At 69.8% G+C, this 17,834-nt stretch carries 15 protein-coding genes and 1 tRNA gene; 6 read left to right on the top strand and 10 right to left on the bottom strand.

From position 1 onward, the window contains the following. Positions 1-53 precede the first annotated feature (53 nt). A complete protein-coding gene (locus tag ACT53O_RS06050; protein ID WP_039415559.1) occupies positions 54-827 on the bottom strand; it encodes a hypothetical protein in 774 nt (257 codons plus the stop codon). Between the two features lie 135 nt (positions 828-962). On the opposite strand from ACT53O_RS06050, the gene ACT53O_RS06045 reads away from it, so the two are divergent. The 3 genes from ACT53O_RS06045 to ACT53O_RS06035 all read left to right on the top strand — a co-directional run bounded on the left by ACT53O_RS06045 (position 963) and on the right by ACT53O_RS06035 (position 5,333). Beyond that, positions 963-3,002, top strand: a complete 2,040-nt coding sequence (locus ACT53O_RS06045) for a DUF262 domain-containing protein (RefSeq protein WP_476151588.1) — start codon at positions 963-965, stop codon at positions 3,000-3,002. 11 nt (positions 3,003-3,013) lie between these two features. Next, on the top strand, positions 3,014-4,549 hold the full coding sequence (locus ACT53O_RS06040; RefSeq protein ID WP_039415869.1) for a bifunctional phosphatase PAP2/diacylglycerol kinase family protein: 1,536 nt from the start codon (positions 3,014-3,016) through the stop codon (positions 4,547-4,549). A gap of 70 nt (positions 4,550-4,619) precedes the next feature. Beyond that, the gene (locus ACT53O_RS06035) at positions 4,620-5,333 is read left to right on the top strand and encodes a HEAT repeat domain-containing protein (RefSeq protein ID WP_347417260.1); all 714 of its coding nucleotides are present in this window, start codon (positions 4,620-4,622) and stop codon (positions 5,331-5,333) included. Here ACT53O_RS06035 and ACT53O_RS06030 read toward each other — a convergent pair. The 6 genes from ACT53O_RS06030 to ACT53O_RS06005 form a co-directional block, all read right to left on the bottom strand. Beyond that, on the bottom strand, positions 5,318-7,255 hold the full coding sequence (locus ACT53O_RS06030; protein WP_476151961.1) for an ArnT family glycosyltransferase: 1,938 nt from the start codon (positions 7,253-7,255) through the stop codon (positions 5,318-5,320). The two genes, ACT53O_RS06035 and ACT53O_RS06030, sit on opposite strands and share 16 nt — an antisense overlap. 74 nt (positions 7,256-7,329) lie before the next feature. Next, positions 7,330-8,343 (bottom strand): aldo/keto reductase, encoded by a 1,014-nt coding sequence (locus tag ACT53O_RS06025; RefSeq protein ID WP_476151587.1) that lies wholly within the window; start codon positions 8,341-8,343, stop codon positions 7,330-7,332. A gap of 41 nt (positions 8,344-8,384) precedes the next feature. Next, a complete protein-coding gene (locus tag ACT53O_RS06020) occupies positions 8,385-8,612 on the bottom strand; it encodes a hypothetical protein (RefSeq protein ID WP_036318229.1) in 228 nt (75 codons plus the stop codon). A 39-nt stretch (positions 8,613-8,651) separates the two neighbouring features. Further along, on the bottom strand, positions 8,652-9,293 hold the full coding sequence (locus ACT53O_RS06015; protein WP_039415578.1) for a zinc ribbon domain-containing protein: 642 nt from the start codon (positions 9,291-9,293) through the stop codon (positions 8,652-8,654). Beyond that, the gene (locus ACT53O_RS06010) at positions 9,286-9,900 is read right to left on the bottom strand and encodes a TetR/AcrR family transcriptional regulator (RefSeq protein WP_476151586.1); all 615 of its coding nucleotides are present in this window, start codon (positions 9,898-9,900) and stop codon (positions 9,286-9,288) included. The genes ACT53O_RS06015 and ACT53O_RS06010 overlap by 8 nt, the downstream gene beginning before the upstream one ends. Before the next feature lie 122 nt (positions 9,901-10,022). Further along, a tRNA-Gln gene (locus ACT53O_RS06005) sits at positions 10,023-10,094 on the bottom strand. A gap of 114 nt (positions 10,095-10,208) precedes the next feature. Here ACT53O_RS06005 and ACT53O_RS06000 point away from each other — a divergent pair. Then, positions 10,209-10,733, top strand: a complete 525-nt coding sequence (locus ACT53O_RS06000; protein WP_347417257.1) for a hypothetical protein — start codon at positions 10,209-10,211, stop codon at positions 10,731-10,733. A gap of 71 nt (positions 10,734-10,804) precedes the next feature. Continuing rightward, entirely contained in the window at positions 10,805-12,904 is a 2,100-nt protein-coding gene (locus ACT53O_RS05995; protein WP_476151585.1) for an ArnT family glycosyltransferase, read from the top strand. A gap of 18 nt (positions 12,905-12,922) precedes the next feature. On the opposite strand, the gene gltX is transcribed toward ACT53O_RS05995, so the two are convergent. Both gltX and ACT53O_RS05985 read right to left on the bottom strand, forming a co-directional pair. Next, positions 12,923-14,437 (bottom strand): glutamate--tRNA ligase, encoded by a 1,515-nt coding sequence (gene gltX, locus ACT53O_RS05990; RefSeq protein WP_112931361.1) that lies wholly within the window; start codon positions 14,435-14,437, stop codon positions 12,923-12,925. 94 nt (positions 14,438-14,531) lie between these two features. Continuing rightward, a complete protein-coding gene (locus tag ACT53O_RS05985; protein ID WP_476151584.1) occupies positions 14,532-15,494 on the bottom strand; it encodes a LysR family transcriptional regulator in 963 nt (320 codons plus the stop codon). 48 nt (positions 15,495-15,542) lie between these two features. Here ACT53O_RS05985 and ACT53O_RS05980 point away from each other — a divergent pair, with 48 nt between their 5' ends. Continuing rightward, positions 15,543-16,595 (top strand): aminotransferase class V-fold PLP-dependent enzyme, encoded by a 1,053-nt coding sequence (locus ACT53O_RS05980; RefSeq protein WP_476151583.1) that lies wholly within the window; start codon positions 15,543-15,545, stop codon positions 16,593-16,595. Positions 16,596-16,614: 19 nt separating this feature from the next. Here the strand turns inward: ACT53O_RS05980 and ACT53O_RS05975 are convergent, their stop codons facing one another. Then, positions 16,615-17,829: an MFS transporter gene (locus ACT53O_RS05975; RefSeq protein WP_295817212.1), complete on the bottom strand. Its 1,215-nt coding sequence runs from the start codon at positions 17,827-17,829 to the stop codon at positions 16,615-16,617. Positions 17,830-17,834: the final 5 nt, after the last annotated feature.

Raw genomic sequence — 17,834 nt, 5'->3', positions numbered from 1 at the left:
CGATCCGAAGACCGGGGCCCTTCTGCGCGCGGTGCGCGGAGGGATGCGGAGGCTCAGGCCTCGCTCATCACCGTGACTTCCTGCTGACCACGGGCGGCCAGAGCGGCCGCGCGTGCGGCGATGCGACGCTCCTGCTCGATCTGGCCGGCGTCGAGGGTCTCCTGGTCGACGGGGTAGCTGTCCACCTTGTTCACGCCGTTGTACTTGGCGATGTACGCGTCCAGTTCGGGGCCCGACTCCCACGAGGTGATGAGGCAGTACCGGGGCTCCGTGCCGTAGTGGGCGGCGGCGTGCCACAGTCGCTGCGTGTCGACGATGAGCTGCGCGCCGGCGGGCAGCGCGATACGCGTCTCTTCGCTCGGATCGGTACGATTCTCACGCAGGACGAAGTAGCTCGTGGTGTCATCCGTGAGGTTGAAGAAGCCACGCACCACCCAGCCCGTGCCATCGGGGTTCAGGCGGTTGTTGTCGTCCTGGTGCAGGTTGTAGAGGCAGTCCGCATAGGTGTTCGGCTGCAGCTCGATGATGCGGCAACGACCGACGTTCGCTCCCGGCTCCTGCGCACGCGCGGTCAGCGTCGGCGCGATCGCTGTCTGCGAGTCGATCCAGACCCCGTCCTTGTCGGTGCGCGGCGGCTTGTGGTTCCAGAAGCCGTTGCACTCGATCTCGCCCTTGGCGGAGGCCAACGGTGCGAAACGGGTGTCGCCCGAGGACTTCCAGTCGACGTATTCGACGTCGAGCCACTCCTTGGGATCGATCTCTTTGTTGTAGCGGTCGAGGACGACGTATCCGGTCTCCTCGAGAGCCGCGCTCTTGATGTAACCCATGACGGATTCAACCTTTCTGCCGGACAAGCGAAGTTTTTACAGGCCCGACTGAGGCAAGCCTACAGAGCGGCGATGTGAACGCGATTAGACTCGACGGCGGTCATCGAGAGCGAGCGCGGAGGCGACACGAACAGCATGAACAGCCCTACGCAACTCGCCTCCTCGGTCGCAGCGACACACGTCTCGGCCACCGCTGTGTCGACGATCGGCTGGCTCTCGGCATCCGAGACGACCATCGTGGTCCCGGTCTACCAACGCCAGTATCGATGGGATATCGGCGGGTGCGAGCAGCTGCTGGCGGACGTGCGCGCCGTTGCGGATGCCGGCGCCGGACAGACGCACTTCATCGGTTCGATCCTGTCGACGGCGTCGAGCACCTCTGACGACGACGCGCATCTGGTGCTCATCGACGGACAGCAGCGCATCACCACTCTGATGCTCCTCGTGGCCGCCCTGCATCACACGCTGCGAGACGACGACCCCGACCTCGCCGCCGAGCTCGAGCGCGTCCTCGTGCGCAGCGAGGATCCGACCCGCACCAAGCTGCGTCCGCACCGCGCGTGGGCCGATGTCTTCGAGAGCGTCGTGCTCGGTCGCCGAGAGGCGGGTGAGCAGATGCGCGAGTCCCGGTTCGACGACAACTACGCGTTCTTCCGCAGCCAGATCCGACCCGACGAGGCTGCTGACATCTGGCGCGGTCTGCAGCGCCTCGAGCACGTCTCGATCACGCTGGGCGCCGACGCGAACGCCCAGCAGACCTTCGAGAGTCTCAACTCGACCGGCGAGCCGCTGCGCGATCACGAACTCATCCACAACTACGTCCTGATGGGGCTCTCGCACGCCGAGCAAGGTGAGATCGAAGACGAGTACTGGATGCCGATCGAGCACGACACCGGCGAGCAGATCGGCGATTTCTGGCGACACTACCTGGTCATGCTCACCGGGCGGGAGGTCACCGTCGCCGGCGAGCGGGGCGTCTACGACACGTTCCGTGCCCAGTTCCCCCGCTTGGACCTCGCGACGCTGCGGGAGCGCGCCGGACAGTGGCGCCGGTATGCGGGCATCTACCGGATCCTCCTCGACCCGTCCCGGGCCGACGATCCCGTCATCGCACGTCAGCTGACCTACCTCAATACCTTCGGCCGGGGGATGTACCCCCTGGCGCTGCGTCTGCTCCACGAGCACGGCGAGGGAGACCTCAGCGCCGCCGACCTGCTCGTCTCGCTGGAGCACGTGCAGTCGCTTCTGCTCCGTCGCACCGTCGTCGGTGTGACCACCGACCGCCTGGTCGCGCGCCTGTGTCGGGCCGCCACGCTGTCCCGCGACGCCCTGGTGCACGCGATCGCCCGCATCACGCCGTCGGACGAACGCACCCGGGTGGGCCTGAAGTACACGGCGCTGCCGTACCCCGCCTATGTGCTGAAGCGACTGGCGGGCGACATCGACGTTCCCGGCATCGGCCTCGAGCACATCGCCCCTGCCGCGCCTTCCGACGACTGGACGCCCGACGGCATCCGCCGCTGGGCCGACCTCTCCGACGACGAGCAGAACAGCTTCCGTGCGCTGGCGCCCACGCTCGGCAACCTCACACTGCTGGAGGATTCGCTCTTCGAGCGGGCGTTCGACGCCTCGTTCCCGCAGAAACGCGCGGTGTACGACGAGAGCGCCGTCGACATCACCCGGGCGATCGCCGAGACCGGCTCGTGGAGTACGGCTGCCATCGCCGCCCGCACGCAGGCGTTGACCGAGCTGTTCCTGCAGGTATGGCGCCGCCCCGCCGTCGTCAGCATCGACGACGACAATCTCACGCCCATCCTCGACGCCGTGAAGCGGCGCGGTTGGCCGCGGGGATGGCAACGCGAGTTCGACTACGTCGAGTTCCGCGGCGAGCACTGGGAGGTGCCGGACATCCGCTACCTCTTCAACCGCATCTTCAAACGGCTGTGGGCCGACTCGCGCCAGAGCGTCATCGATTTCAGCGCGCGACGGGGCGGTCCCGTCTATCCGGCAATGGCGTGGAACGGCCAGTGGGACGAGCTGGGCGAGGGTCGCTACCTCTACATGGGGTGGGACTCGAAGTACATGCTCACCGCGGTGCAGGGCGTGCTCGACGAGGCCGGATGGGCCTCGGAGGTGTTCGTCAAGTACTCCTACATCGGCAATGCGATGAAGTGATCGGAGCCCTCATGCCTCGCCGATCGACGACGCCTCGCCGCTCCCGCACTGCGCGGGGCACGGCACGCCGCTGGCGCGACGTCCGGCGACAGGTCGACGCCCTCGACGTCGCGACCTTCGCGGCGGTGGCGCGCACGCGCAGCCCGCTCCTGGACACGACGATGCCGGCGCTCACACGTGCCGCCGACCGCTCGGTGCTGTGGATGGCCGTCGCAGGTCTGCTCACTCTCCTCGCTCGTGGGCGCGGCCGGCGCGCCGCGGCGCGGGGACTGGCGGCCATCGGGGTGACGAGTCTTCTCGCGAACCAGGTCTCCAAGCGCCTGCACCGCCGCCCTCGACCGTCCATCACGCAGGTGCCGACGAGGCGGCTGGCCCGGCGCATTCCCGACTCCACCTCGTTTCCCAGCGGTCACTCGGCCAGCGCCATGGCCTTCGCCGCGGCCGCGTCTGCCGAGATGCCCGCGTTGACCGTTCCCTTGCGTGCGCTCGCGGGGCTGGTCGGGTTTTCCCGTGTCGCCACCGGAGCTCACTACCCGTCGGATGTGGCGGCAGGCTTCGCCCTCGGCGAGGCGATCGCCTGGCTGACCACTCGCGCCGTGCCGGTCGAGCGCGTCAACCCCCTGCAGGACGCGCTCGCTGTGCACGCCGGCACTCCGCGCCCGGACGGTGCCGGGATCGCGCTGGTGATCAACCCGCGCTCGGGTTCCGGGCGTGCGGGGCGCATACTTCCCGCCGTGCGCCGCGCCCTCCCCCGCCTGCGGGTCGTCGAGCTCGGCGCCGGCGACGACTATGCAGAAGTCATCCGCGCGACGGCAGCCGACTGCGAGGTCCTCGCCGTCGCCGGCGGGGACGGCACGGTGCAACAAGCCGCGGACGCCGCCCGCGAACGCGGCATCCCGCTCGCCGTGCTGCCGGCAGGCACGTTCAATCACTTCGCCAAAGACCTCGGCATGTACCCGCTGTCGACGGCGATCGCGGCGATCCGGGCGGGCACGGTCGCGAAAGTCGACCTCGGGGAGGTGAACGGCAAGATTTTCGTGAACACGGCCAGCGTCGGCGCGTACACCGATTTCGTGACGATCCGTGAACGCTACGAACACCGCATCGGCAAGCCGCTGGCCGCGGTCGTCGCCGCCGTCACGACACTGGGGGCCGCTCGGGCCGTCCGGGTCCGGGTACGTGACCTCGACGGTGAAACAGTCGACGCCCGCTTCAGTCTTCTCTTCCTGGGCAACGGAAGGTACGAGCCGCGGGGGTTCGCTCCGGTGCACCGGGCCACGCTCGACGATGCGCGACTGGATCTCCGCGTGCTCGGCGTCTCGCGTCTCGGCTCCCGCGCGCGGATCTTCGTCGATCTGTTCACCGGACGGATCTCCCGCAACCGTCGCTACCAGGAGTTCTCGGATGCCGAGTTCGACCTCGAGCTGCTGGGTGGCCCGTATCGCATCGCCCGCGACGGCGAGCTCGGCGAAGAGGTCGATCGCCTCCGTGCTCGTGTGCTCCCCCGCGCCCTCACCGTGATCGCTCCGGCAGCCTCCGCCCGCTGACGGCGCGATCGTCACCATTGACACGGCTCACGGGGGCTCGCAGCCGCCGGCGCGGCGCTACGCTCGCGTCATGGAAGCGCCTGTCGACTGGCCGGCACGACTGCGGAAGCTCGATGCCGAGGAGTGGGCGCCGGTGGTCGAGGCGGCATCCGGGCTCCCCGGTCCCCGCGCCAACCTCCGCCTCGTCGCGGCTGCGGCCGCGATCGCGGGGGCTCGGGAGATCGATGCCCTGCTGCGATCCGGAAGCGAGTTCGCAACGATGTGCGCCGCCGCGGCAATCGCCCGCCGCGCCGCGGATCCCCAGGAGCAGGCACGTGCACGCGACCTGGCGTGCGACGGACGGTGGCGTGTTCGTGAAGGCGTCGCCATCGGACTTCAGCTGTGGGGCGAGGTGGAGCCGAACGCGATGGCCGAGGTGGCCACGATGTGGGCGCGCGACGCCCATCCGCTCGTTCAGCGCGCCGCCGTCGCGGCGATCTGCGAGCCACGGCTGTTGACGTCGCCGCGCGAGGCCGCTCGGGCCGTCGCCGTCTGCGCGACAGCCACCGAGAGCCTCCGCTCGCTGTCCGCCGACAGGCGACGTGATCCGGACGTTCGTACCCTGCGCCAGACGCTCGGGTACGGCTGGAGTGTCGCGGTCGCCTCCGACCCCGCCCCGGGGTTGGCCGCGTTCCACGCCCTCGCGCTCGACGATCCCGACGTCGCGTGGATCGTGCGGGAGAACCGCGCCAAGAAGCGCCTCGCCGTTCTGCTGACCCCGTCGCCGCCTCACGAGCACGCGTAGAGGGTGAATCCGAGCACGCTCTCCTTCGACGTCGAGGTCTTCCCCTGCCCGCCGCCCGCCGTCGACGGCCAGGAGCGCAGCGCGTGACACGACGCCGCGTGCACGGCGACCGCCACCGGATCGGTCTTCGGGGCGTGATCCTTCACGACGATCAGGTGCACGCCGGACGCGATACGCGCGCGGACCTCTGCCGCCGTGAACACCACGGCTTGACCGGAGTATCCACCGTCGGTGAGTACTTCGGTCCCGGTCGCGTCGATGACGGGAGCGGCGATGCTCCAAGAGTCCGTCAGGAACAGCGGGGCGCCGTCCACACCGCCGCCGGCAGCCCGCGCCGCCGTGACCAGTTCGACCAACGGGGGCGTGATTCCCGGGGAGCCTCCCCAGAGCTGCGGCGGTGACGGCACGAACGCCTGAGACGCCGACCCCGTCGTGGCCGACGGCTTCACCCCCACGTAGGCGTCTCCCCCGCTCCCGTCGCGTGAGGCATCGACGACTTGCGCAGAAAAGATCGCGGGTCCCGCCAGAACGGCGACCGCCGAGGCCACCACGATGCCGCGACCGAGACGTCGGCGCACGCTCGGCGACAGCGCCGCGGCGACCACCAGTGCGCACGTCACGCCAGCCACGATCATCATGGCGAGCGTCAGAGATCGCGGCATCCGTGACAGCGCGGACAGCGCGATGAACCACGCAAGCTGCAGCGTGACCAGAATGGGCAGCGCCGCGCGCGCCCACCCGCTGGCGTCGGCGCGGAGCCGAACCGCCTCGCTGATTCCGAGCGCGGCCAGGAGGGCGAGCTGGATGCCGATCGCCGACAGATATGCCGTGTGAGGCATGCGCGCCGCGGAGAGGATCGCGGCGCCGGTCGCGAGCCACACGACGAGCACCACGAATGTCGCCGGCCCCGCGCCCCATCTGACGGAGGGAGGAGCGGTGGCTCCCCGTCGCCGCCAGGCGCGTACCGCGACAGCGACACCCAGAACGATGCCGAACATCGCCGCAGGGTAGAGCCAGCCGATCTCACCGACATACGCGGGATCGATGAGCTTCGTCGCCGACGCTGCGGCGCCGGCAGCGCCGGTACCCGATCCGCTCCGCACAGCGCCGGCGATGGCGTTGGGAAACAGCCGATCGATGCCGTTGTATCCGAACACCATGGCGAAGACGTCGTCGTCGGTGGAGCCGTCCACGAAGGGTCGCGACCCCGCCGGAACCAATTCCATGGCGATCATCCACGACAGCGACGTCACCACCGTGCTCGCGAGAAGCACGCTGACGCGGGCGAGACGGCGGAGCCATCGCCCCTCGCCGACGATGGCCGTACCGATCACCAACGCGGGCACGATGAACCATGCCTGCATCATCTTGGCCTGGAAGCCGATGCCGATGAACACGCCGGCCCACACCAGCGGCCAGAGGCGGCTCGTCAGCGCCGCACGCTGCCACCAGAGCAGCGCAACGGCCAGCGACATCGTCAGCAGGCCGTCTTCCATGGGATGGCCGAACATCGACACGAAGATCGGCGTGGATGCCGCGGCTCCCGCAGCGATCAACCCGACGACGCGACCGCGCCAGCGCAGACCGATCACCGCGCAGACGAAGATCGTGACGAGCCCCTCGATCACTTGCGGAAGCGCCAGCGCCGACGTCGACATCCCGAACAGTCGCACGCTCAGCGCCTGCGGCACGGCGAAACCGCTCAGCTTGTCGAGAGTGACGGTGGCAGCCGGATCGAACGCGCCGAACAGCAGCGCCTGCCACGACTGCGACATCGACCGCGCCGACGCCTCGTAGAACGAGAAGTCACCCCCGCGCGCCAGGTTCCATGTCGTGAGCACGGCGAAAGCCAAGAGAATCGCGGCAAGCGTGACGCGCGCCCACCAGGGCTCTCGCCACCACCGCGAGAGGGCGGGTGTCATCGGCACGGGCCGACGCTAGGCGCGGAGCTTCGGCATCGGCTCGGCGACGGCTGAGCGAAGCCTATGAGCGGATTTCACCACTGGGCGTGGATGGCGTGGCGCAGACGACGGTCGTAGACATCGTGCACCGCCGCGTCGAACGCGGCGTACGCCTCGGGTGCGTCCAAAGACGAGGCTGCGGCGGCGTTCGCTGCGGCCTGCGACGGCGTCCGCGCGCCGGGGATCACGGCCGTGACGCCGGGCTGCGCCACGATCCACGCGAGCGAGGCAGCGGGCAGACTCACGCCCTCGGGCAGCGCGCCCGCGAGCTCCGCTGCTGCTGCCACCCCGGTCTCGAAGTCGACGCCCGAGAACGTCTCTCCCCGATCGAACGCCTGACCCTCGCGATTGTACGAACGGTGATCGGCGGCGGAGAAGGTCGTGGCAGTGGTGTAGCGGCCCGACAGCAGCCCGCTTGCCAGCGGTACGCGGGCGAAGACGGCCACGCCTGCGTCGACCGCGGCGGGCAAGAACTCATCCAGTGGCTTCAGCCGGAACGGATTGATGATGATCTGCACATTCGTCAATCCGGGGCGGCGGAGGACGGACAGCCCCTGGTCGACCGTCTCGACCGAGGCGCCGTACGCAGCGATCGCGCCCGCGTCGACGAGGCGGTCGAGAGCATCGAAGGTGCGCTGGTCCTCGAGCACGGCGGTCGGCGGGCAATGCAGCTGAACGAGGTCGAGGGTGTCGACGCCGAGGTTGCGGCGAGAGCGGTCGATCCACGTCCTGAAGTTCTCCGCCGTGTAGTTCTCGGCAGGCTGCTCGTCGCGTCGTCCCATCTTCGTCGCGACGACGACGCCGTGCCCGGGCCGTGCGGCGAGGAAGCGGCCGATGATCTGCTCTGAACGACCGTCTCCGTAGACGTCAGCGGTGTCGAAGAGGGTGACGCCGGCGTCGACGGATGCCGCGAGCACGGCGGCCGCGTCCTCCTCCGAGACATCGCCCCAGTCCGCGCCCAACTGCCACGTACCCACACCGATGACCGAGACCTCACGGCCGGTGCGGCCGAGTGCGCGATGTGGGAGGGCGGAGCGTGCGGGAGCCATGCCTCGAGCCTATCGGCGCACGCTGCGGGGACGAGGTCGATTCAGACGATCCCGCCGATCATCGCGTCGCGGCGCAGCTGCTCGTGCGTCGCGTGGAACGTGCCGTCCGCCGTCCACCAGGCCTCGTGGCCCGCGGCATCCGGGTGTTGCTCGACGACGGCCGGCCAATGCGCCTTGATGTCTTTGAGGTAGTACCGGATCTCGCCGCCGATCGTGCGCTTGTCGACCTTGTCGGAGGCTTCGAGCTGGCTCTGCGTGGGTTCAGTCATGCCCAGAGCATAGAGAGCGTCACTGCCGCGCGCGAGGGGTCAGCCCGCCAGAGACGTGCCGCATTCCGCGCAGAACTTGGCACCGGCGGGGTTGTCGGTACCGCAGCCGCGGCACGCCGCGACGACGGCGAGCGGTGACCCGCACTCGCCGCAGAACTTGCCTCCGTGGGACTGCGCACCGCACGCTGCGCAGCGCGGCTGCGCCTGCGTCTTCAGATCCATTCCGCCCAGGAGGTCGACCGTCTCGAGTCGCTCCTGCATCTGCCGGCGGCGCGCCTCGGCCTGCAGCTGGGCCAGTTCCTCCGTCGCGATCGGGGAGCACCGTACACACTGTCCGACGGCGTCGTTCCAGCACACGTCACCGCACACCCAGTCGCTGCACGCCCGGCACTGATGAAACCTCGGGGCGATCTCTGCCGTTGCGGCGCGCAGCGCCTCGTCTTTCGCGGGCGAGTTCGTGCCGCGGTCCAGGAGGCGATCGGCCATGGAGCTGATCTCGTACAGCGATCCGCCGAAGAGGTTGCCCAGTCCCCGGGCCAGCTTCTGACCGGCCGCACGCGGGTCGCGACGGAAGGCCGAGCGGTAGCCGTTTCCGCAGCGCTCGCAACGGAACTCGAACTGATAGCCGTCGGCGTTCGACAGATCGTTGAAGTTGTCGGTGAAGGGGACGAGATCACTCACGTGACGTTTCCTGTTCGTGTCGGATGCGCTGGGCATCGGAGGGGACGGGAGCGGATGCCGAGCTGAAGACCAGATCGATGAGGGGGGCGAAGTCGTAGTCGGCGGCGAAACGGGGGGCCTGCATGAGCAGGAGCGTGTTGATGAGCATGCCGCGGGCCATGAACGCCCACATCTGCATGTCGGAGGCACCCAGCTCGCGCAGCGCGCGATAGACCTCCTGGAACATCCGGCGGGACTCGTCGCCGATGGCGGGCTCCGCCGTCGCCGCAGAGAAGGCGTGAGCCCACACCAGGACGGCTTCAGGACGGGCGCGCACGAGATCTCGATACGCGGCGCCGACGCGCTCGGCGTCGAATCCGTCGCCGGCGACGCGACCACGCGATGCGGATCGGAACGCCGTGAGGATGGCCGCCGCGGCGTGTGCGTGCGTGCGCAGGAAGAGCTCTCGTTTCGACCCGAAGGTGCGGATGACGTAGGGCTGCGAGACACCCATCGCCTTCGCGACATCGGCGGTCGACGTACCGAAGTAGCCGCGCGGCGCGAATGCCCGCACCGACGCGTCGAGGAGTTCCTCGTTGCGCGCGGGCGGACGTCGGCCGGTCGCCATGCAGGTTTCCTCTCGGGCACGGGTGTTATCGCACGATAACACGGACGCCGAGCGCGCTCCGACCGAAAAAGCAAGAGCCCCGGTTACCGCTGTGACGCGGATCTCCGGGGCTATCTGTCTTGCTGGGGTACCTGGACTCGAACCAAGAACAACTGAACCAGAATCAGCCGTGTTGCCAATTACACCATACCCCAGGGGGTGACGACCGAAGTCGTACCGAGGGTCTAGCTTAGCCCACGCGCGGACCGAGTCCAAACCAGCCGGACCACGCATTGCCCCGACGCCGGGCAGGCCGGACACTGAGCCGTGTGAAATCCCCGTTGCTCCTGCCCGCGACGGCCATCGCCGTCCTCGTGCTCGCCGGTTGCGCGGCCTCGCCCGCATCGACGCCGTCCGTCACCGAGAACGACGCCGGTCCCACCGCCGAGGCCGGCACACCGGCGGCCGTCGGCGGCGGTCAGCTGTTCGGCTGCACCGACGCGATGATCTCGTTCATGGACGCCAACGGCTACCTGAATCCCTCTCCCGCCGACCCCACCCGGTTCGTCTTTCCGGAAGCGGGAAAGCCCGGCGCCTCGCCGGCCTGCTACGTCGAGGACGACTACGGCGGAACAAAGCGCAAGGGAGCGATCTTCGTCGGCGACGCGGACGCCGCCATCGCGCAGATCGGCGCCACGCTGACGGCCGCGGGGTACCAGCAGAGTTCCGGCTACGGCGCCTACATCTGGTGGCTCGACGGTGAGGACGCCAGCTCAGCCCGGTACGCGGTGGGGGCCGGTCCCCAACAGATCGACGGCCAGAACGTCATCTGGGCGACGTGGGCGTCGGACTGACGGGCGCGATCCGGGCGATTTCATAGGCCGCACAACGACGCCGCTGGTGAAGCGGTCCTACGGTGACCGTTGTGACCGCGCTCCCCGCCTCCCCCGCCGCCGCCTTCTCGCCCGTCCACACCGCCGCGACGACCCGGCGGCGGATGGGCACGCCGTGGCACTGGTCCCTCCTCGTCATGGCAGTCGCGGCCGCGATCCTCACAGCCTGGGGCGTCGGGGGTTCGATGTCCGACTACTACGCGTCGATCGCGCTGTCGATGAGCCGCAGCTGGCCGAACTTCTTCTTCGGCTCGTTCGACCCGGCCGGAACGATCACCCTGGACAAGATCCCCGGTTCGTTCTGGATCCCCGCCCTCACCGTACGCATCTTCGGCTTCTCCCCCGCCGCGGTCATCATTCCGAACGCTCTGGCCGCGGCGGTCGCGGCCGTGGTGACCGCGATCACCGCACGGCGATGGGCGGGCATCACCTCGGGCCTCGTCGCCGGGGCGGTCGTCGCCACGACGCCCATCCTGGTCGCGGTCGCGCGCTCCAACCAGCCAGAGACGTTCTTCGTGCTCGCCCTCGCCTTGACGGCGTGGGCAGCGACGCACGCGTTGCGCCGGGCCAGCTTCGGATGGCTGGTACTTGCGGGCGTGTTCATCGCCGCCGGCTTCCAGACCTACATGCTCGAGGCGTGGGCGGTCTGGCCTGCACTCGCCGTCGCCTATCTCTGCACCCGACAGCCGTGGTGGCGCCGGGTCTGGCACGTCGCCGTGTCCGCAGCGCTCAGCCTCGTGCTGTCGCTGGGCTGGATCATCGCGGTCTCGCTCGTTCCGGCATCCGACCGCCCCTATATCGGCAGCACGTTGACGAACAATCCGTGGGAGATGGTGTTCGGCTACAACGGACTCGGCAGGTTCGGCTCCACGACCGCCGACAGCGCGGCCTACCGCTCATTCACTCCGCCGTTCTCGGGAACGCCCTCTGCCGTGCGGCTGCTGAACGGTTCGCTGGCCGATCAGATCGGGTGGTTGATCCCGACCGCAATCCTCGCCATCGTGATCCTCGCGGTCCTTCGTTTCCGCCTGCCGTTGCTGCTGTTCGGGGCCGTGTGGTTCGTCACGTTCGCCGGAATGTTCTCGCTCGTGGCCGGAATGCACCAGTTCTACACCGCCTCGATGGCCATCCCGATGGCGCTGCTGACCGGCGCCGCGTTCGCCTGGGCGCGGCGACGCCGCATCCTGTGGGCGCAGATCGCACTCCCGGCTGTCGCGGCCACGACGGCGCTGATCATCAGCCTGAGTGTCGCCTCCGACCGCGGAGCCGCATTCTCACTGCCGATCGCGGTGGCACAGGTTCTCGTCGCCGTCGCCGCGGTGGCAGCCGTCGTGGTGGACCACCGTCGGGCACACCCGCGGCTGCTCACTGCCGTCGTCGCTGCGATCGCCATGCTGCTGACGCCGGCGAGCTGGGCCGTCGTGACGATGTGGTCGCCCAACTCGACCAACCCGACCGCGGCCGGCGTCGCCAGTGTGTCCGGCATCGGCGGTGTCGGCGGCTTCGGAGGGTTCGGACCCGGTACCCGCGGCGGCGCGCCGGGAGCAACAGGCCTCGTCGGACCCGGTTCGGGGGCCTCCGGATCCGGGAGCGGTGCCTCGGGGCCGCTCGGGGCGGGGCACCGCGGGGACGGGTTCTCGCGGTCCGGCGGACAGACCGGAGCCTCAACCGACGGAGCACGCGAACGTTCCAGCGGGCAGGGCACGGGCACTCGCAACTCCGGCGGTTTCGCCGCTTCGTCCGGCGAGGCGGGCACAGGCGCCGCCGCTACCGTGGCCTGGCTGACGGAGCACCAACAGGGCACCGCGTACCTCGCCGCGACCTTCGGGGCGCAGAGCGCAGCCTCGCTCATCCTGGCCTCGGACGGCGGGTCGTTCCTGCCCATCGGCGGCTTCGACGAGCGTGATCCGGCACCGACGCTCGCGGCATTCCAGACGCTCGTCGCCGACGGGAAGCTGCGGTACGTGATCGCCGGCAACGGGGGCTTTGGCGGTGGCGGAGGCCCATCGGGCGGGCTCGGCGGCACCGACACCGCGAGCACCGCGGCCGGTCAGATACGCACGTGGGTCGTGGCGAACTGCACCGAAGTCATGGACGCCCCGATGTCAGGCCTCTACTCCTGCGGCGCCTGATGGGCTGCGACAGTTGTCTCAGCCGAGGTGCTGAACGAGTGCGCCGAGGCGGCGCACCGATGCGGACTTGCCGAGCAGCTCCATCGATTCGAACAGCGGCGGCGATACGCGTCGTCCGCTGACGGCAACCCGGAGTGGGCCGTAGGCGACTCGCGGCTTCAGCCCCAGACCGTCGATCAGCGCCGCCGACAGCGCATCCTGCACCGCCGCAGCGGTGAATCCGTGCTCGGGTACCAGCTCGAGTGCTCCCACGGATGCCACGAGTACCTCTCCCGCATTGGCGGGCAGACCCTTCAGCGCATCGTCTTCGTACACGACATCGTCGCGGAACAGGAAGCCCAGCAGCCCGGGCGCCTCACCGAGCAGCTGCATGCGCTCCTGCACGAGAGGCGCGGCGGCATCCAGTGTCGCCTGCTGCACGGCGGTGGGCGGATTCTCGATCAGACCCGCGGCATGCAGATACGGAACGAGCCGGGCGGCAAAGTCCTCGGCGGCGAGCATTCGGATGTGGTCACCGTTGATCGACTCGGCCTTCTTCTGGTCGAAACGGGCGGGATTGGGGTTCACGTCGACGATGTCGAACGCCGCGATGAACTCCTCGAGCGAGAAGACGTCGCGATCGGCGGCGATCGACCAGCCGAGCAGCGCGAGGTAGTTCAGCAGCCCCTCGTGGATGAAGCCCCGCTCACGATGCAGGAACAGGTCGGCCTGCGGGTCGCGCTTGGAGAGCTTCTTGTTGCCGGTCTCGCCGAGGACGAGCGGCATATGACCGAATCGGGGCATGAAGTCGGTCACACCGGCCTCGATGAGCGCACCGTAGAGGGCGAGCTGACGCGCCGTCGAGGGCATGAGGTCCTCGCCGCGGATCACGTGGGTGATGCCCATGAGCGCGTCGTCCACCGGATTGGTGAAGGTGTAAAGCGCCTGGCCACCGGCGCGCACGACGACGAAGTCGGGGAAGGAGCCGGCAGGGAACGTCACCTCGCCGCGGATGAGGTCGACGTACGTCAGGTCCTCATCGGGCACGCGCAGGCGCCACGCGGGCTCGCGGCCCTCGGCGCGGAAAGCGGCCTTCTGGTCTTCGGTGAGGTCACGGTCGAAGTTGTCGTAGCCCAGCTGCTTCGCTCGCCCTGCGGCCTCGTTGCGCGCATCGATCTCCTCCGCCGTCGAGTACGACTCGTAGACGGCACCCGAGGCGATCAGGGTCTCGAGGACGCCCGCGTAGATGTCGCGGCGCTGCGACTGGCGGTACGGCTCGTGCGGGCCGCCCTTCTCGACGCCCTCGTCCCAGTCGATCTTCAGCCAGGTGAGCGCGTCGACGAGCTGACGGTAGCTCTCCTCGCTGTCGCGAGCGGCGTCGGTGTCTTCGACGCGGAAGATGAGCTTGCCGCCGGTGTGTCGCGCGTACGCCCAGTTGTAGAGCGCCGTGCGCACCATGCCGACGTGCGGAAGGCCGGTCGGCGACGGGCAGAACCGTACGCGGACGTCGGCTCCGGAGGCGGTGGTGGTACGGGGATGGATCGCGGCAGACATCGCCTCCAGTCTAGGCGGCGGGCGGGCGCAGCGAATCGTCAGCCCCGCGTCGCGACGACGAGCGCGCGGCGCGGTCCGGCGATCACGCCGCGGGTCAGGATGATGCGGATTGCACCGCAGCGAGTTCCCGCCCGAGCACCTCGAGCACGGTGCTCACCGACGGGACCCGCTCGGCGTCGCGTGCCGTGACGACGTGGAGTCCGCGCGACTCGGCCGGCGGCAGCGGAGCGGTCTGCACGCCGGGCAGCAGCGGGAACGACTCGACCGCCATCCGCGGCAACGTCGCCACGCCCAACCCCTGCGCCACGAGTCCTTCGACCGCGACGGCATTGTCGGTCTCGAACCCGATGCGCGGTTCGAACCCCGCGCGACCGCAGAGCTCCAGCAGATGGCCGCGACAGCGTGGGCAACCGGCGATCCACGTCGCGTCGGCGAGTGCCGCGACGTCCGCCACACCCGCATGACCTCCGGGCAACACGAGCAGCAGGTCGTCGCGACCCGCGCTGCGTACGGTGAGCCCCCGGGCGCTCGATCCGTGCGGGTCGTCGCGGTCGCCCGGGTAGCTGAACGTCAGCGCGATGTCGGCGCGGTCTTCGCGAATCGCTTCCACCGCCTCCGGTGGCTCCGCCTCCACATAGGTGAGCGTGAGTCCGGGGTGGGATGCCGAGAGGGACGCCAGCAGACGGGGAACGAGCACGGGCGACGCCGAGGGGAAGGCGACAAGGCGGACGACACCGGTGCGCAGCCCCCTCAGCTGTGCCAGTTCTTCGGCGGCGGCGTCGAAGGCGTGCGTCACGGCCGGCGCATGACGGGCGAGCACGCGGCCGGCCTCCGTCAGCCGCACGCCGCGACCGACGCGCTCGATCAGCGCAACCCCCAGCCGGTTCTCCACACGCCGCAGCTGCTGGCTGATGGCGGGCTGACTGTATCCCAGAGCGGCGGCGGCCGCTGTGATCGAGCCGGTGTCGGCGATCGCGCGCACGGTACGCAGGCTCTGGACGTCCAGTTCCGGGGCGATCTCCTTCACGTACACATCATCGCATGGCATGTTTCTCATGCAATACCTGCCGTAGACGCATACGTCGCGACGCGCGAAGCTGAAACCATGATCACCGCTGTCCACGACCCCCTCGCCTCGGTGCGCGCCGAGTTCGGCTCCGCCGACGGCTACCTGGCCGCGTGCACGGTGGGGCTGCCGATGGACGCGACGCGGCACGCGGTCGCCGCGGACCTCGCCGGACGCCCCGACATCGCGAGCTACAGTCGCGCGGTGGAGCAGTCGCGAGCACACTTCGCGTCGCTCGTGGGTGTCGCCCCCGAGCGCGTCGCGATCGGCTCCCAGACGTCGGTTCAGGTGGCACTTCTCGCGGCGGCGCTCCCCGCGGGTTCGACGGTCCTGGTACCGGAACACGAGTTCTCCTCGCTCGTCCTGCCCTTCGTGCACGCCGGTCGCGGCATCCGCGTCCGCACCGCTCCGCTGTCGCGCCTGGCCGACGCGGTCACGTCCAGTACGACGCTCGTCGCGTTCTCCCTGGTGCAGTCCGCGTGCGGTCACGTCGCCGACGTCGACGCCATCAGCACCGCGGCAGCCGCGGTCGGTGCACGCACGGTATGCGATGCCACGCAGGCCGTGGGCTGGATGCCGGTCGACGCCGGGCGATTCGATGCGCTGCTCTGTCACGCCTACAAGTGGCTGTGCTGCCCGCGCGGCGTCGCCTTCATGTCGGTGAGCGCGGACTACGCGCGCACGCTCGCGCCCGTACAGGCCGGGTGGTATGCCGGCGACGATCCCTGGACGTCGTGCTACGGCGGTGACGCGGATCTCGCCGCCTGCGCGCGACGCTTCGACGTCTCCCCCGCCTGGCAGGCATTCGTCGGCGCCGAGCCCGCGCTGCGGACATTCGCGCAGGCCGACATCGCGGCCGTCCACGCTCACGCCACGGGTCTCGCGTCCCGCCTTCGTCGGGCGCTGGAGCTGGAGCAACCGGACATCCCGACGGCGATCGTCACCTGGGTCGACCCGGGCGGAGACGACCTCGCGCGTCTGCAGGCCGCCGGCATCACGGCATCCGGCCGCAACGGGCGCGCGCGCGTCGCCTTCCACGTGTTCAACGACGAGACCGACGTGGACCGGGCCGTCGCAGCCCTCCGCGGCTGACACCTCCTCGCGGCGCTCCTCACCCGCGACGCGCGTAGGGCGAGAGCACCGTGACCGCGACGACGAGCGCGAGTGCGACCAGCGCGAGTCCGCCATAGCCGATCTGACTGAGGACGACGCCCGCGAGCACGGCGCCGACAGCGGCGCTGAAGGTCATGATCGTGTCGCTGAGCCCCTGCCGTCGCGGCCGCAGGCTCGTCGGAGAGCTCTCGGTGAGCAGAGCTGCGCCCGACACGGTCGCAGCGCTCCACCCCGCTCCCAGCAGGAACAGCGCGACCAGCACCGCCCATTGCGAATCGGGCATGGTCGCCGCCACGATCAGCGACACCGCCAGGAGCGCCTGACCCAGGAGGATCGTCGCGATGCGTCCCCATCGGTCGGCCAGCACCCCGAACACCGGCGACAAGCCATACATGCCGAACACGTGCAGCGCGATCGTGGTTCCGACCACGAGCGTGACGTGCTCGGGTGCCAGGTGCGCCAGATGGATCGGCGTCATCGCCATCACCGACGCCATCACCACGTGCGACCCGGCCACCGCGAAGACCGCATAACGCGCGGCGACCGGCCGGTCGACATCGTCGATGCGCTCACGCTGCGCCTCGCCGCTGCGCGCCAGGCGCTGTGCGAGCAGGAGCGGGTCGGGTCGCAGCGCCGCCACGTAGAGCGCAAAAGCGATCAGCTGCGCCACGATCGAGAACGCGTACGAGCCCGTGAGCGGTGGCATCCGCAGCGCGGCGCCGACGACCTCTCCCGGTGTCAGAAGCAGCGGGCCCACCACACCCCCGACGGTCGTCGCCCAGACGACGGTGCCGAGGTCGCGTCCGCGCCGCGGGGCCGGAGCGAGGTCGGTCGCGGCGAAGCGCGACTGCAGATTGCCCGCGTTGCCGGCACCGATGAGCACCACGCCCACGATCAGCAGCGGGAAGCTGCGCACGGCGGCCGCCGTGATGACGATCCCGATGCCGATCAGCGCGAAGAGGTTGCCGAGCGTCAGCGCCACCCGTCGCCCGCGCCGTGCCGCCATCCGCGCGAGCGGGATGGCGCACAACGATGCTCCGAGCGTCACGGATGCCGTCGCCAGCCCCGACAGCGCCTCCTGGCCCGACAGATCGGCCGCGAGCAGCGCGCCGAGCGAGACCGTTGCGCCGAAGGCGATGCCGCCCAGCACCTGTCCGGCGGCGAGGACGGTGACGGTGCGCCGCTGGATACGCGCGACGGCGACGGGGTCCATCGCCG

The sequence above is a fragment of the Microbacterium sp. DMC48 genome (assembly GCF_056313825.1).
This window is presented reverse-complemented; position numbering and strand designations above follow the sequence as displayed.